This window comes from Kitasatospora sp. NPDC004799 (assembly GCF_040609095.1).
GTDB lineage: Bacteria > Actinomycetota > Actinomycetes > Streptomycetales > Streptomycetaceae > Kitasatospora.
Map to the genome: position 1 here is coordinate 1 of NZ_JBEXJK010000208.1, position 14,387 is coordinate 14,387.

Annotated in this window: 10 protein-coding genes; 5 read left to right on the forward strand and 5 right to left on the reverse strand. The window is 74.9% G+C overall.

Features of this window, described 5'->3' with window-relative positions:
• Window positions 1-55: 55 nt before the first annotated feature.
• Complete coding sequence (locus ABZW03_RS24175; RefSeq protein ID WP_355261923.1) at window positions 56-1,078, reverse strand: SMC family ATPase; 1,023 nt, start codon at window positions 1,076-1,078, stop codon at window positions 56-58.
• Window positions 1,075-2,244: an exonuclease SbcCD subunit D gene (locus ABZW03_RS24180; protein ID WP_355261926.1), complete on the reverse strand. Its 1,170-nt coding sequence runs from the start codon at window positions 2,242-2,244 to the stop codon at window positions 1,075-1,077. The genes ABZW03_RS24175 and ABZW03_RS24180 overlap by 4 nt, the downstream gene beginning before the upstream one ends.
• Before the next feature lie 265 nt (window positions 2,245-2,509).
• On the opposite strand from ABZW03_RS24180, the gene ABZW03_RS24185 reads away from it, so the two are divergent.
• From ABZW03_RS24185 to ABZW03_RS24195, 3 genes are all read left to right on the forward strand, one after another.
• Window positions 2,510-3,754, forward strand: a complete 1,245-nt coding sequence (locus tag ABZW03_RS24185; RefSeq protein ID WP_355261929.1) for a hypothetical protein — start codon at window positions 2,510-2,512, stop codon at window positions 3,752-3,754.
• A gap of 307 nt (window positions 3,755-4,061) precedes the next feature.
• Entirely contained in the window at window positions 4,062-4,718 is a 657-nt protein-coding gene (locus ABZW03_RS24190) for an NUDIX hydrolase (RefSeq protein ID WP_355261932.1), read from the forward strand.
• Between the two features lie 637 nt (window positions 4,719-5,355).
• Complete coding sequence (locus ABZW03_RS24195; RefSeq protein ID WP_355261949.1) at window positions 5,356-6,099, forward strand: SGNH/GDSL hydrolase family protein; 744 nt, start codon at window positions 5,356-5,358, stop codon at window positions 6,097-6,099.
• Window positions 6,100-6,187: 88 nt separating this feature from the next.
• On the opposite strand, the gene ABZW03_RS24200 is transcribed toward ABZW03_RS24195, so the two are convergent.
• Window positions 6,188-7,168, reverse strand: coding sequence for a nitroreductase/quinone reductase family protein (locus ABZW03_RS24200; RefSeq protein ID WP_355261935.1), 981 nt, complete (start codon window positions 7,166-7,168; stop codon window positions 6,188-6,190).
• Window positions 7,169-7,577: 409 nt separating this feature from the next.
• Between ABZW03_RS24200 and ABZW03_RS24205 the strand changes: the two genes are divergently transcribed.
• The gene (locus ABZW03_RS24205) at window positions 7,578-7,970 is read left to right on the forward strand and encodes a hypothetical protein (protein WP_355261938.1); all 393 of its coding nucleotides are present in this window, start codon (window positions 7,578-7,580) and stop codon (window positions 7,968-7,970) included.
• A gap of 98 nt (window positions 7,971-8,068) precedes the next feature.
• Here ABZW03_RS24205 and ABZW03_RS24210 read toward each other — a convergent pair whose 3' ends face one another.
• A complete protein-coding gene (locus tag ABZW03_RS24210; RefSeq protein ID WP_355261940.1) occupies window positions 8,069-9,205 on the reverse strand; it encodes a polysaccharide deacetylase family protein in 1,137 nt (378 codons plus the stop codon).
• 286 nt (window positions 9,206-9,491) lie between these two features.
• Window positions 9,492-11,318, reverse strand: a complete 1,827-nt coding sequence (locus tag ABZW03_RS24215) for an AMP-dependent synthetase/ligase (RefSeq protein ID WP_355261943.1) — start codon at window positions 11,316-11,318, stop codon at window positions 9,492-9,494.
• Between the two features lie 449 nt (window positions 11,319-11,767).
• On the opposite strand from ABZW03_RS24215, the gene ABZW03_RS24220 reads away from it, so the two are divergent.
• Window positions 11,768-14,320, forward strand: coding sequence for an ATP-binding protein (locus ABZW03_RS24220; protein WP_355261946.1), 2,553 nt, complete (start codon window positions 11,768-11,770; stop codon window positions 14,318-14,320).
• Window positions 14,321-14,387: the final 67 nt, after the last annotated feature.

The window sequence follows — 14,387 nt, forward strand, 5'->3', positions numbered from 1 at the left end:
TCGGTATCTACGACGCCCCCGAGCGCGATCCGCGCGGCAGGTACATCAGCGTCGCCTACCGGATCGAGGTGTCCGACGACCCCCGCGCGCAGGCCTCCTGCGCGGCGGCCAGCCGCTGCCGGTCCGCGGCCGCCGCGGGCTCGAAGCCGGCCAGCCATTCGGCCAGACCCAGCGCCTCCCGGTGCCGGCGCTGGCGACCGGCCAGCTCCTCGGCGCCCTCGTGGTGCTCCTGGGCGGCGCGCTGGGCCGCCTCGGCGCCCGCGAGGGCGGCCTCGGCGACGGTGAGCTGCTCGGCCGCGCCGCTGCGCAGGACCGCCGCCCAGCCGAGCGCCCCGGCGGCCAGGCCGGCGTCGTCCTCCTCGGCCGGCACCCAGCCCGCGGCGGGCTCGGCGCCCGGACCGGCCGCCTGTTCGGCCTTGCTGGCGAGGTCCCGCAGCCGGCGCCGACCGGCCTGGACGGCGGCCTCCTGGCCGCGGCGCTGCTCGGCCAGCCAGGCCTCCACGTGCTGGAACCGCTCGGTGTCGAAGAGCCGCCGCAGCAGCTTGCCGCGCTCCTCCGAGTCGGCCTTGAGGAACCGGGCGAAGTCGCCCTGCGGCAGCAGCACCACCTGGCAGAACTGCTCCCGGTTCATGCCGATCAGCCGGTGGATCTCCTCCCCGGCCTCCTGGTGCGACTTGCTGAGCCCCCGCCAGCCCGGCGTGCCGTCGCCGGTGTCGGGGACCCACTCGCGCAGCAGGGTCTGGGCCCGCTCGACGGTGGTGCCGGTGCCGACCTTCTTCGGCCGGCGCTGCTCGGGCAGCCGGGTGATCTGGAGCCGCCGCCCGCCGAGGGTCAGCTCCAGCTCGACCGAGGTCAGCCGCTTCGGGTCGGCGTGGTCGCTGCGCAGCCGGTTGGCCCGGCGCGCGCCCGGCGTCTCGCCGTACAGGGCGAAGCAGACCGCGTCCAGCACGCTGGTCTTGCCCGCGCCCGTCGCGCCGCGCAGCAGGAACAGCCCGCCGGCGGCGAGCGCGTCGAAGTCCACCGTCTCGCTGCCCGCGAACGGGCCGAAGGCGGTGACGGTGAGCCGGTGCAGCCTCATCGGGGCAGGTCCGCCTTCCGGTCGGTGTTCTCCCGGACGCGCTCGAAGCCCTCGCTGAGCCAGCCGAGCTCGTCCGGCTCCGGCTCGGCGCCGGGGCGGACGTGCCGCAGGAAGCCCTCCGCGATCTCCAGGTCCCCGCGGCCGCTGACCCGCGCCGCGTACGACTGCGAGGGCTCGGCGTCGCTCCGCTCGGGGTCGAACAGCAGCTGGAGGGTGTGCGGGAAGCGGCGGCGCAGCCGTTCCATCGGCTCGCTCGGCCGGGCCGCGTCGGTGATCGTGGCCTGCACCCAGGACTGCTCGTGCTCGGCGTACCTCTCGTCCGTGAGCAGCGCGTCGAGGGTGTCGCGCAGCGTGGCCAGCCGGCGCGGCTCCGGGCAGGGGACGCGCTCGGCCGTCACCGAGCCGTCGGCGGCCAGGTCGACCAGCCACATGGTCTTGCGCTGGTGCACCTCGGAGAAGGAGTAGGCGAGCGGGGAGCCGCTGTAGCGCAGGTGCGGGGCGAGCGTCTGGCAGCCGTGCAGGTGGCCGAGCGCGGCGTAGTGCACCCCGTCGAAGACCGACGCGGGGACGGAGGCGACTCCGCCGACCGCGATGTCCCGCTCGCTGTCGCTCGGCGCGCCGCCGGTGACGAAGGCGTGCGCCAGCACCACCGCCCGGGTGCCGGCCGGGCGTGCCGCGAGATCCGCCCGGACCTGGTCCATCGCCGCACCGAGCACCGCCGCGTGCCCGCCCTTCGCCAGCCCGAAGCGCTCGCGCACCAGCGTCGGCTCCAGGTACGGCAGCCCGTACACCGCCACCGGGCCGTGTTCGTCGGCCAGCAGGACGGGCTCGGCGCACTCGCCCGGGTCGGTCCGCAGGTGGATGCCGACCCGCCCGATCAGCCCGGCCCCGACGCCGAGGCGGCGGGCCGAGTCGTGGTTGCCGCTGATGAAGACCGTCGGCACCCCGAGGTCCGCCAGCCGGTGCAGCACGTCGTCGAACATCGCGACCGCTTCCAGCCCGGGCAGCGCCCGGTCGTACACGTCCCCCGCCACCAGCACGGCGTCCACGCCCTCGGACTGGACCACCTCCACCAGGTGGTCCAGGAAGGCGCGCTGGGCGTCGTGCAGGCTCTCCCGGTGGAACGAGCGCCCGAGATGCCAGTCGGAGGTATGCAGCAGTCGCATGGTCCCCGACCCTAACCCGCACCACTGACAATCCCGCCCGGCCGTGGGGAACCACACGGCCCAGGAGTCCCGGGGAAGCGGTGGGGTCCGGGTCCTTTGGGGGTGGTGGCGTGCCTGGTCGCGGCGACCGGCCAAGGGGTGCCGCCGAGCTTGTTCGATTACTTGGGGTGCATTGTCAGTGGCTCTGTGTATGTTCCTCGGCGTCGGCCGGTCCCAGCCGGGGCGGTCGGCGTGGTCCGCAGTGGGCGAGCGAGAAGGAGGAGCCATGGCTGCTGTGCGGAAGCTGGTGTGCGAGGTGCTGGGTGCCGCGGTGGGGCGGCCGTCGCGGGGGCGTCGGCGGGTGCTGGTGCTGTCCGGGCGGAGGCCGGGCGGTGGCGCCGGCGGGGCGTCGGCCGGCGGGCCCGGCGGGGCGGTGCCGCCCGGGGGCGGGCGGCCGCCGGGCGGGCGTGCGGGAGGAGGAGGCGGTGCGCGGCCGGCCGGGTACGGCGGGCCGGTCCGGGGCGCACCGCCGCCCCAGCCGGTGGCAGTGGCGCTGGCCGTCGACGCCGGGGACTTCGCCGGGCTGGCCCGGTACGGGCTGTTCGGCGGGCTCGGCCACCAGGCCTACCTGCGACGGGTCGAGGAGCAGCTGACGGCCCTGCACCGGCAGGGGCTGGAGGTGCACCTGCGGGTCCTGGAGGCGGGCGACTTCGAGGACTACTGCGAGGCGCTCGGCCTCGATCCCCGGCTGCCCGCCGCCCGGGTCGCCTACGCGGGCGATCCGGAGCTGGCCGGGGAGCCGTTCGTCTACGCGGGGGAGCGGCTGGCCGAGCTGCTGCCGGTGCTGCTGGACGACCACCGGGCGCGGGTGCGGATGTCCGTGGCCTGCGCGGCCCTGCTGGACGCCGTCGGCGACGGCGCGGACGGGCAGCTCCGGATGGCCGCCGTGATGCGGTACGTGACCTCGGTCTACCTGGCGCTGGCCGAGGGCGCGGGGGAGGGGTGCCACCTGCTGACGCTGCGCTGCCACGGCCCGGAGGACGGCGAGGAGCTCACCTCGGCGGTGGACGTCTGCGTGGAGGAGGGGCAGCTGTACCCGGCCGGGCGGGACGTGGAGGCGTTCTGCGTCACGCTCGCGGCGGGTGTGGCCCTGGGCGGGGAGGGGGCGCTGCTGCTGCACGGCGATCCGTCGCCGGGCGTGCGGCCCGACGGCCGGCGTGCCCGGGCCGACGGGGAGATCGGGGAGGCCGGGGAGTCCGGGGAGGCCGGGGAGTCCGGGGAGGCCGGAGAGTCCGCCCCGGTCGGCCGTCCACCCGCGGCCCCGGCCGCGGACGCCCCGGCCCGGCCGCCGGTGCTCGGCTGGGCGCTGGTCGGCGGGCGGCTGCGGCCGATGACCGCGCACGAGGTGTTCGACGAGCTGGCGGACGACGCCGCGCGCGGGCTGCCCTTCCCGCCGGGGGTGGACCCTCGGCCCGGGTTCCCGCTGCCCGGCTTCCGGGGCGTCGGGGAAGGGGGTGGGCCGCTGGGGTGACCGGAGCGCTCAGCGCCCGCGCATTCACCGCGTTCACCGCCTCCGCGTCCACCATGCGGCGCTGGGGACTGTTCATCGACCGCCTGTTCGGGGAAGATTCGGAGAAGATCAACAGCAGGAGCGTGCGGTGCCCCACGCCGCCGTTCCGGCCGCTCCGCTCCGAACCGCGCCATGCAGGTCCTCCTCGCGCACCGCCGGTCCGGCGAAGCCCGACTGCGAGAGGGGGACGGATGAGCGAGCGGAGCGAGCTCGGCGCCAGGGGGTGCGCGGGGGCGGGCGCCCACGCCGCGCGTCGCGGGGCGAGAGCATGAGCCCGATCGAGTACAGCGCGGAGATCTCCGAGCTCCTCGGGAAGGTGCGGCGGCGCCCCACGGCGGGCTGGCCGTGGCGGCCGGGCGAGCAGGTGCCGGCGGGGCTGCCGGTCAAGCAGTCCTGGGGGTGGCTGTTCGCGCCGGACGGGCGGGTGCTGACGCTGGTGAACCCGCGGGACGGGATCTGCTCGCTGCCCGGCGGCTCGCTGGAGCCGGAGGACGGCGGGGACCCGGCGGCCGCCCTGGCCCGGGAGGCGGTCGAGGAGGCGCAGGCCCTGATCGGGCGGCCGTACTACCTCGGCTACCTCTACGACCGGATCGGTTCGGCGAACGGCGGGCACGAGTGCGCGCGGGTCCGGATGGCGGCGGCGCTGCGGGCGGTCGGTCCGAGCGTGGCCGACCCGGCCTCGGGCCGGCACTACCGGCGGCTGCTGGTCGCGCCGGGCCTCGCCGTCGAACTGCTCGGCTGGGGCACGCCCGGGCTGCGCCAGGCCCGGGCGGCGGTCGCCACCGCCGCCCGGTGGCTCGGGGTGCCCGCAGCGGCGAACGAGGCGATCGAGGAGTTGCCAGTCGAGGGCTGCACGCTCTCCCCGGGCGTCGTGTACTCGGCCGGCGTGCACCCCGGCGGCGGCCGCCCCGGCGCCCTCGGCTGACCGCGCGCCTCGGCTGACCGCGCGCCTCGCCTGGCCGCGCCCACGCCGGCCGCGCGCGTCTCCTGGCGGCGTGTCGCCTGACCGCGCGCGTCGCCGTGCCCCCATGCGACCTCAGGGCGTGTCGCCCGGCCGCGCCGGTCTGCCGCCTCGCCCGGTGCGGAGCTCTGCCGCGTCTCCCGGACGGTCGTTCACATCGGTCATCCGGGCCCGATCATCCGTACCGGTGAATTCCGACGGATTCGTGGATGCCCCATGTGGACCACCTTCTGACGTTCCATGAGCGTTTTCAGCAGCCCCCCCTGCATCCGCTGACACCCTCGTCGAATCCGACGCGACGATGGCCGGGCGGCAACCACCCGCTTACCGCGCACGGAACTTCCGCAAGTTGCCGGTCTACGCGCGCTGCGCTACGCGCGTCACGGTGCACCCGCTCTGACCAGCGTGACATCACGGATTGTCGGCGGCAGTTCATCTCTGTGCTATCAGACGGTCCGTCAATATCCTTGGCATGACCGCTTCCGGGTTCGGCTACCGCCTGGTATCACTTCTGTGACCCTCACCACCCCACCCCACTGGAGCAGTGATGATCCGCCGTGCCCGTGCCCTGTCCATCGCCGCCATAGCGGCAGGCCTCACCATGACGACGCTCTTCGCCGCGTCGTCCGCGAACGCCGCCGGCGTCAACTATGTGGCCCTGGGCGACTCGTACTCCTCCGGTGTCGGCGCCGGCAGCTACCTGAGCGACAGCGGCAGCTGCAAGCGCAGCACCAACGCGTACCCGTACCTCTGGAAGAACGCGCACGCGCCGTCCTCCTTCAAGTTCGTCGCCTGTTCGGGCGCAAGGACCGGCGACGTCCTGAACAGCCAGATCTCCGCGCTGGACGCCGGCACCACGCGGGTCAGCATCTCGGTCGGCGGCAACGACGCCGGCTTCGCCGACACCATGCAGACCTGTGTCCTCGGCTCGGACGCCGACTGCATCAACGCCGTCAACACGGCCAAGGCCTACGCCACCAACACCCTGCCCGCCCAGCTGGACAAGGTGTACGCGGCGATCAAGGCCAAGTCCCCGAACGCCCGCGTCGTGGTGATGGGTTACCCGCACATCTACAAGGTCGGCGGCAGCTGCATCTTCGGCATCGGTGACACCAAGCGCGCGGCCATCAACGGTGCCGCCGACACCCTGGACGGCGTCCTCGCCAAGCGCGCCGCCAACGCCGGCTTCGCCTTCGGCGACGTCCGCAGCATCTTCAACGAGCACGAGATCTGCGGCTCGCTGACCACCTGGCTGAACAGCACCACCCTGCCGGTCGACGAGAGCTACCACCCGAAGGCGGCCGGCCACTCCGGCGGCTACCTGCCGGTGTTCTCGGCGCTGTAGGGAGTGCCGTAACGGACGGCCTCGTCACAGGGCCGCCGGTGCCGCCGTCCCCTCCCACGCCTCGGGAGGGGACGGCGGCGACGCCGTTTCAGCTACCGGAAGGTGCAGATCCGCCCGGTGCCGGTCCGTTCGGGGCGGACCCGTTCGGGGCGGACCCGTTCGGGGCGGTCCGGTCCGGAGCGGACCCGCTCGGCGCCGGCCCCGTCGGCGGGAAGGGGATGGCGGCCAGGAGCGGCAGGAGTTCGGCCTCCTCGTCGTCGAGGTGCGCCTCCAGCTCGGCGGACATCCGGTCCAGCTCCGTGCGGAGCCGCTCCGGCTCGGTGACCGCGATCCCGGCCAGCAGCGCCACCAGCTCCTCCTTGATCCGCCCGATGACCCGGTGCTGCTCGTCGAGCCGCGCCAGGACGTCGGCCAGCTCCGGATGGCTGCGGGCCAGGGCGGGGAAGATCGCGGCGTCCTCGCCGGTGTGGTGGTGGGTCAGCCCGTCGCAGAAGGCCAGGCAGTGCTGGCGCAGCTGCAGCCCGAGCGCGGCCGGGCGGCCCGGGACGTGGGCGTGCGCCTCCTCCCGTACGTGGCGCAGCTGCGCGCGCAGCCAGGTGTGCGCCTCCAGCAGCTTGTCGGCGAGGCTGCGCACCACCGGCGCAGGGCCGTCGGCGGGCGGCTCGGGCCGTTCCAGGACCACGACCGGCAACTCCCGGTCGGTGTGCGCCTGGTAGTCGCCGTAGCCCGGAGCCTTCCGGACGACGGCCGCGAACAGCCGCGCCCGGCGCTCGCCTTCGGCGGGTACGGCGACGGTGTCGAAGGACTCGGTGCCGATCTCGACCCGGACCACCGGGTGGGCGAGGAGGTTGCGGTACCACTGGGGGTGCTCCGGCGCCCCGCCGGCCGAGGCGACGACCAGGAGCAGCCCCTCCGCCCGGACGTACCCGAGCGGCACGGTGTGCGGCCGCCCGGAGCGGGCCCCGGTGGTGGTCAGCAACAGCAGGTCGCCGCCCTCGAACGGGCCGCCGACCCGTCCGCCGTTGGCGCGGAACTCCTCGATGACGTTCAGGTTGAAGGACATAGGCATGCGTGTGTGATGGATCTCCAGAGAGGAAAGGGGAGTCGCGGTCACCTGCGGTGTCGGTGTCGGTGCCCGAACCGGCGGTACGGCCGGTCGCGGATCCGGCGCATCCGGCGACGGCCGTTGCAGGACGCAGGATCCAGGAGCCAGGACGCTGGACGCGGAGTGCGGGACGTACGGCCCGGAACGCAGCGCACGGTTCGCGCACGCGGGCACCGCGGGGTGACCGCCCGGCGTCAGATCAGGGAAGCGGAGAGAGTGCTCATCGCGCATCGTCCCTTCGGAAAGGTGCCCGCTCGGCTGTCGGCCGGCCCACTACTCTTTGGCCGACGCCGCGCTGCACGCCCCCATTAGAGCCAGGCCGTGGACGCGCTGTCAACGAAACGATCGCCGCCGGAAGGGAACCCGAACCGCCGTGGACCATGTGGTGGACCTCGACGACGCCGCCGCGCGGATCGCCGCCCGGACGCCGCGGTGGCGCGCCGCCCGGCTGACGGTGAGCCCGCTCACCTGGCGCGACCGGCTCGCCCCGTGGTCGCAGCCGCTGGAGACGGACCGGTCCCGGGTCGTCGATCCGGAGTCCGTCGGCCTGCGGCTGGCCGACCCGCTGACCTGCGGTGAACTGGAGGTGGTGCTGTTCCGCGGGGGCTGGGCGGACGTGGACTACCTGGCCGCCGACTGGGAGGACGGGGCGCCCACGGCGGAGGGGCGCGAGCCGGGCGGCACGATCCCGGCCCAGGGCATCACCTCCGCCGCGGACTTCGAGGCGCGCCTGATCGGTTGGATGGGCGACGTCTTCGGCGGCTGAACGGTCGTCGGACCCCCGTCCCCAGCGCCGAACGGTGAACGGCGACGCGCCGCTCCTCCCGGCAGGGGCGGCGGCGCGTCCGTTCCGGTCGGCGTCCGTCAGCGCAGGTAGTCGACCAGGCCGGCCGGCTTGAGCCCGGCGGCGTCGGCGGCGGCCAGGGCGCGCTGGAGGTCGGCGGCGAGGGTGTCGGTCCAATGCATCAGCACGACGTCGCCCGGCTGCAGCAGGCCCGGGTGCCAGATGTTGGAGGCGCCCCAGCTGAAGTCCGCGTCGGCGGTGAGCACGGTGCGGATGCCGCAGTTGGCGGCGGCCTGCAGGGTGTCGGCGTTCCAGGCGAAGTACGGCGGGCGGAAGAACGTCGGCGCGGTGCCGAAGAGCCGGGTCAGGGAGTCGCGGGCGTCGCAGACCTCGACCTGCTGCCGCTCCAGCGGGAGCTTGGTGAGGTCGGCGTGGGAGACGCTGTGGTCCTGGACCGAGGAGCCGGGCACGGCGGTGACCCGCCGGAAGAAGGCGGGATCGGCGGCGGCCGGCATCGGCAGCGGGAAGGCGGTGATCGGCAGCCGGTGGTCGGTGATGAACCGTTCCGCCTCGGGGGTGCGCTGCCAGCCGTCGTCCACGGTGAAGAAGACGACCCTGTCGTTGGTGGGGACGGAGCCCGCGGCCACGGCCGGGGCGGGCGCGGGGCCGTCCACCCGGACGTCGTCCACCGAGAACGGGCCCTGCTGGTACCAGCCGTGCACGTACAGCCGGACGGTGCGCGCGTTCGGGCCGGTGGTGAACCGGGTGCTCAGCCGCTGCCAGCCGCCGCGGGTGGTCTCCGTCCAGGCGGGTGCGACGTCCCTGCCGGTCCCGGTGGCGCCCAGGTGGACGAAGTCGCCGCGGACCCACGCGGAGGCCGTGTAGGTGGTGTCGGGCTGGACCGCGACGGTCTGCGCGCACTCGCCGGTGGAGTCGGCGCTCGCCGGGGTGACGGTGAGGGCGGCGGTGCCGGTGTGCGGGGAGGCGGTGGTGACGGCGGCCTCGGCCGGGCCGCCGGTGCAGCTCCAGCCGGGGACGCTGCCCCAGTCGGCGAGGTCAGGGGAGGGCACCTCGAAGCCGGGATTGGTGGCGAGGTTGACGGTCGGGGCTGCCGGGGCGGACGGGGCTGCCGGGGCGGCGTCGGCGGAGGCCGTCGGCCCGGTGAGGGCGGTGAGCAGCGCGACCGAGGCGGCCAGCGCGGACAGACGCGTGGACATCGACACGTGAGGACTCCAGCAGGTGGGGGCACGCCCGTGGGGAGGGCGTGAGCGGAATCGGACCGTGGAACTCCGAGCATCCGAGTTCCGAACGGTGGAACTCCGAAACAGCGGAACTCCGAACGGTGGAACTCCGAACGGTGGAACTCCGGATCGTCGCAACAATGGACTAGACCAATGGGGTCGTCAAGGGACCGGGCGGTGAACCCCAGGCCACCACTCCTGCGACACGAGGGACAAGACGGTGCGTCAGAGACCCTTCGGGCAGGCCGGGTTCGTCCCCGCCTCAGGACAGGTACAGCTCCGCGATGTCCGTCGCGTAGTGCTCCGCGATCGCCGCCCGCCGCAGCTTGAGCGAGGGAGTGAGCAGCCCCTGCTCCTGGCTGAACTCCCTTGGCAGCAGCCGGAACGCGCGGATCGACTCGGCCCGCGAGACCGCCGTGTTGGCGGCCGCCACCGCCCGCTGGATCTCCCCGTGCAGCTCGTCGTCCGCGAGCACCGTCCACGGGTCCGCCTGCTCCCGCCCGCGGCTCTTCAGCCAGTGCGCCAGCGCCGCCGGGTCGAGCGTGATCAGCGCGGCCACGTACGGGCGGTCGTCGCCCACCACCAGGCACTGGGAGACCAGCGGGTGCGCCTCGACCCGCTCCTCCAGGGCCGCCGGGGCCAGGTTCTTGCCGCTGCTGGTGACGATCAGGTCCTTCTTGCGGCCGGTGATGCTGAGGTAGCCGTCCTCGTCCAGCCGGCCCAGGTCGCCGGTCGCGAACCAGCCGTCGACCAGCGACTCGGCCGTGCACCGCGGATGGTTGAGGTAGCCGCCGAAGACCGAGCCGCCGCGCACCCACACCTCGCCGTCGTCGGCGATCGCCACCGAGGCGCCCGGCACCGGCTGTCCGACCGTGCCGAGCTTCTGCCGGCCGGGCGGGTTGGCGGTGATCGCGGCGGTGGTCTCGGTCAGCCCGTAGCCCTCGTACAGCTGGAGGCCGGCGCCGGTGAAGAACAGGCCCAGTTCGCGCCGGAGCGTGGAGCCGCCGCACATGATGCTGCGCACCCGGCCGCCGAGCACCGCCCGCAGCTTCGGGTAGACGGTCCGCTCGTACGCGAGGTGGCGCAGGCGCAGGGCCGCGCCCGGGCCAGGGCCGCGGCCGAAGGCCTTCTGCTCCCGGGCGGCGGCCCAGTCGACGGCCACCTGCCGGGCCTGTTCGAAGAGTTCGCCGCGCCCGGCGTCCTCGGCGGCCCGCCGGGCCCGCTGGAAGAGCTTCTCGAAGACGTACGGGACGGCGTGCAGGAAGGTCGGGCGGAAGGTCTCCAGCGCGGGCAGCAGCGCGTCGGTGGAGACCTCGGGGATGTGCCCGATCCGGAAGCCGCCGCGGACCGCCGCGATCTGCACGGCCCGCCCGTAGACGTGGGCGAGCGGCAGGAACAGCAGGGTGGCGGGTTGGCCGCCGCCGGTGTCGCGCAGGGCGTCCCCCCAGCCGGCGAGCAGGGCGTCGGCCTCGGCGGCCAGGTTGGCGTGGGTGAGCAGGCAGCCCTTGGGGCGGCCGGTGGTACCGGAGGTGTAGACGACCGTGGCGACGTTCTCGGCGGCGACGCCGAGCCGTTGGCGGTGCACCAGGGAGTCGGGCACGCCGAGGCCGTCCTCGGTGATCGCGGCGACGCAGTCGCGGTCCAGCTGCCAGATGCCGGTGAGGTCGGGCAGCGCGTCGCAGACCGCGCCGACCGTCATCGCGGCGTCCTCGTCCTCGACCAGGCAGGCCACGGCCTGGGTCTCGGCGAGGATCCAGCGCACCTGCTCCGCGGCGGCGGTGGGGTAGACCGGGACGGTGATGGCGCCGATCGACCAGAGTGCGTAGTCGAACAGCGTCCACTCGTAGCGGGTGCGGGACATCAGGGCGACCCGGTCGCCGTAGCGCACGCCGTGGGTGAGCAGGCCCTTGGCCAGGGCGAGCACCTGGTTCCGGAACTCCCGGGCGGTGACGTCCTGCCACGGCCCGTCCGCGGCCCGCCGGGACAGCTGGACCAGGTCGGGGGTGCGCTCGGCGGTGTCGTAGAGGGAGTCGGCGAGTCCTCCGGCGGCCTCGGGCACGGCCGGGGCGGGGGTGGTGAACTCGCGCACGGTCCTCCCCAGTTCGGTGCCCGTCGGTACGGGGTGGGCCGAAACTATCGGATCGCCCCGTCACTTCCCAGGGTTGTGACGGTGACACGGCGAGATCGGCACGCGCGCCGCCCGCTGGTGTCGTGCCAGGGGAGACGCGTGGGAGGGAGGCGGGGGCGCGGGGGCGGAGCCGCGGAGGGTCCGGCGGATCCGTGCGAACCGGGTGTTCCGGGAATCTCCGGACGATCCGGACGGCAAGCGGAGGCGGGGACGACCGGTTTCTGACGTGTGCGGGACGAGACGGGCCGGCGGACCGGTTCGCCCCTCGAACGACTGCTGAGGGCGTAGTAGAGTCTCGCAGACCTGTGGCCGGGACCCCCTCCTCCGACCTTCCCCAGCACCCTCCACGGCCACTCCGACCGCCCCCACCGCTCCCCGTCCGCGCCTGGCACTTCCCGACCGAGGACTCCATGCGTCTGCGCAGCAGCTCGATCCGCGCGAAGATCATCGCGCTGCTCCTGGTGCCCATCGTCGCGCTCACCGCCCTGTGGGCGTACGCCACGATCGCCACCACCGGGGACGTCTGGGACCAGATCGGGATCAGCCGTACGTACAAGGAGTTCGCGGGCCCGGTCGACCAGTACACCGGCGACCTGCAGAACGAGCGCCGCGCCGCCGTCCAGCGGCTGGCCGACCCGCGCTCGCCGACCGCCAGGGAGGCCTACGAGCGGGCCCAGGCCGCCACCGACCGCAGCCTGGAGGTGCTGCGGCAGAAGAAGGACGGCTCCGGGAGCAAGCTCTCCGCCCCCCAGCGCGGCCGCTTCGTGCAGATCATCGCCGCCGCCGACCAGATCGGACCGCTGCGCGCCCAGGTCGGCCGCTCCGCGCTGAACTGGGAGTTCGCGCTGGAGCAGTACAGCGACCTGGTCAAGCCGGTGTTCGGCTTCCGGTCCGCCTACGTCGCCCGGCAGAGCGGCCAACTCCCGCGCCAGGGCACCATCCTGATCGAGCTGGTGCGCGCCCGCGAGTACCTGTCGCAGGAGGACGCGGCGATGGAGGGCCTGCGCACCGGCACCGCCAAGCCCACCGGCGAGCAGTACCAGGTCGCGCTGGACGCCCTGCACAACCAGCAGGCGCTGTTCACCGTCTACATCGCCGAGCTCGAACCCGCCGACCAGTCCGACTACGCCGCGCTGCGCGGTGGCGAGGCCTGGGGCGCGCTGGCCCGCGCCGAGGCGGACTTCGTCGGCGCCGGCGGCCCCGACCGGGTGGTCCAGGCACTCAACGGCGACAACTGGCGGGAGACCGCCGACCGGGCGCTCGGCGACCTCGCCTCGATCAACAGCCGGATCTCCGTCGGGCTGGACGACCGCGCGCGGTCCACGGCGATCGGGATGCTCTGGCGCGGCGGCATCGCCGGTGCGGTCGGCCTGGTCGCCGTGGTGCTGTCGATCATGATCTCGTTCCGGATCGGCCGCGGCCTGGCCCGCGAGCTGATCGGCCTGCGCAACGCGGCCGACGAGCTGGCCGGCACCCGGCTGCCGTCCGTCATGCTGCGGCTGCGCCGCGGCGAGCCGGTGGACGTGGCCACCGAGGCCCCCGAACTGCACTTCGGGAACGCCGAGATCGGCCAGGTCGGCCAGGCGTTCAACGCGGTGCAGCGGGCCGCCGTCGAGGCCGCCGTCGAACAGGCCGAACTGCGGCGCGGGGTCTCGGCGGTGTTCGTCAACCTGGCCCGGCGCAGCCAGGTGCTGCTGCACCGCCAGCTCACCCTGCTCGACACCATGGAGCGCCGCACCGAGGACCCGGCGGAGCTGGAGGACCTCTTCAAGGTCGACCACCTCACCACCCGCATGCGCCGGCACGCCGAGGGCCTGATCATCCTGGCCGGCGGCTCGCCCGGGCGCGCCTGGCGCAAGCCGGTCCGGATGGTGGACGTGGTCCGGGCGGCGGTCGGCGAGGTCGAGGACTACGCCCGGGTGATCGTCCGGCCGTTCCCCGGCACCGGCCTGCTCGGCAGCGCCGTCGCGGACGTCACCCACCTGGTCGCCGAACTCGTCGAGAACGCCGCGGTGTTCTCCCCGCCGAGCACCCAGGTCACCGTCCAGGGCGAGGTGGTGGCGCACGGCTTCGCGCTGGAGATCGACGACCGGGGCCTCGGACTGAGCGAACAGCTGCTCGCCGAGATCAACGAACGCCTCGCCGTGGAGCAGGAGTTCGACCTCGCCGACACCGACCGGTTGGGCCTGTTCGTGGTCAGCCGGCTGGCCCGGCGGCACGGCATCCGGGTGCACCTGCGGCCGTCCCCGTACGGCGGGACGACGGCGGTGGTGCTGATCCCGCGTGAGCTGCTCGCGGAGGCGCCGGACGGGATGCCGGAGCCGGGCAAGGCCGGGCAGCGGCGCGCCGCGGCGGGCGGTCGGCGCGGGCAGCGGGACCTGGTCGCGGTGCCCGGCTCGGGTGGCGCCGCCCCCGCGCCGGCCGGGGCGGTCGGCTCCGCGGGTGCGGGCGCCGGGACGGGTGCTGTCGACGGCGCGGCGGGCAGGCACCGTGGGACGACGAGTGGGCCGCGGCCCTCCGTGCCGGAGGCCGGCCGTACGGCGGGCGGGCTGCCGCGCCGGGCCTCGCGGGGCAAGGGCGGGCCGGTGCTGGTCCCCGCGCCCGCGGCGGACACCGAGGACGCCCCGGGGACGGGGCGGCACCGGCGGGAGGACGTCGTGGTGGCCGCGGCCGAGGCGGCCGTGGCGGCCGCCGGGACGGCCGGGGCCGGCGTCGCGGCAGGAGCCGACGGGGGCGACGGGGCCGTCAGGGCCGTCGAGGTGGTCGGGGACGCCGGGCGGCCCGGCCCGGCCCCGGCTCCGCCGGTGGACGCCGTGCCCCGGACGCCGGGCGGCCTGCCCCGGCGGGTCCGGCAGGCGAACCTGGCGCCGCAGCTCAGGGAGCAGCTCACGGAGCAGCTGAAGGAACGGTTCCGCAACGGGACCGCAGCCGACGGCGGCGCCCGAAACTCGCGGCCAGCGTGACCCGGGTCCAGCAGGCCCTAGTCGAACGCCCGCACGGTGCGGCCGCCGCGATGGTGGTGATCGCACG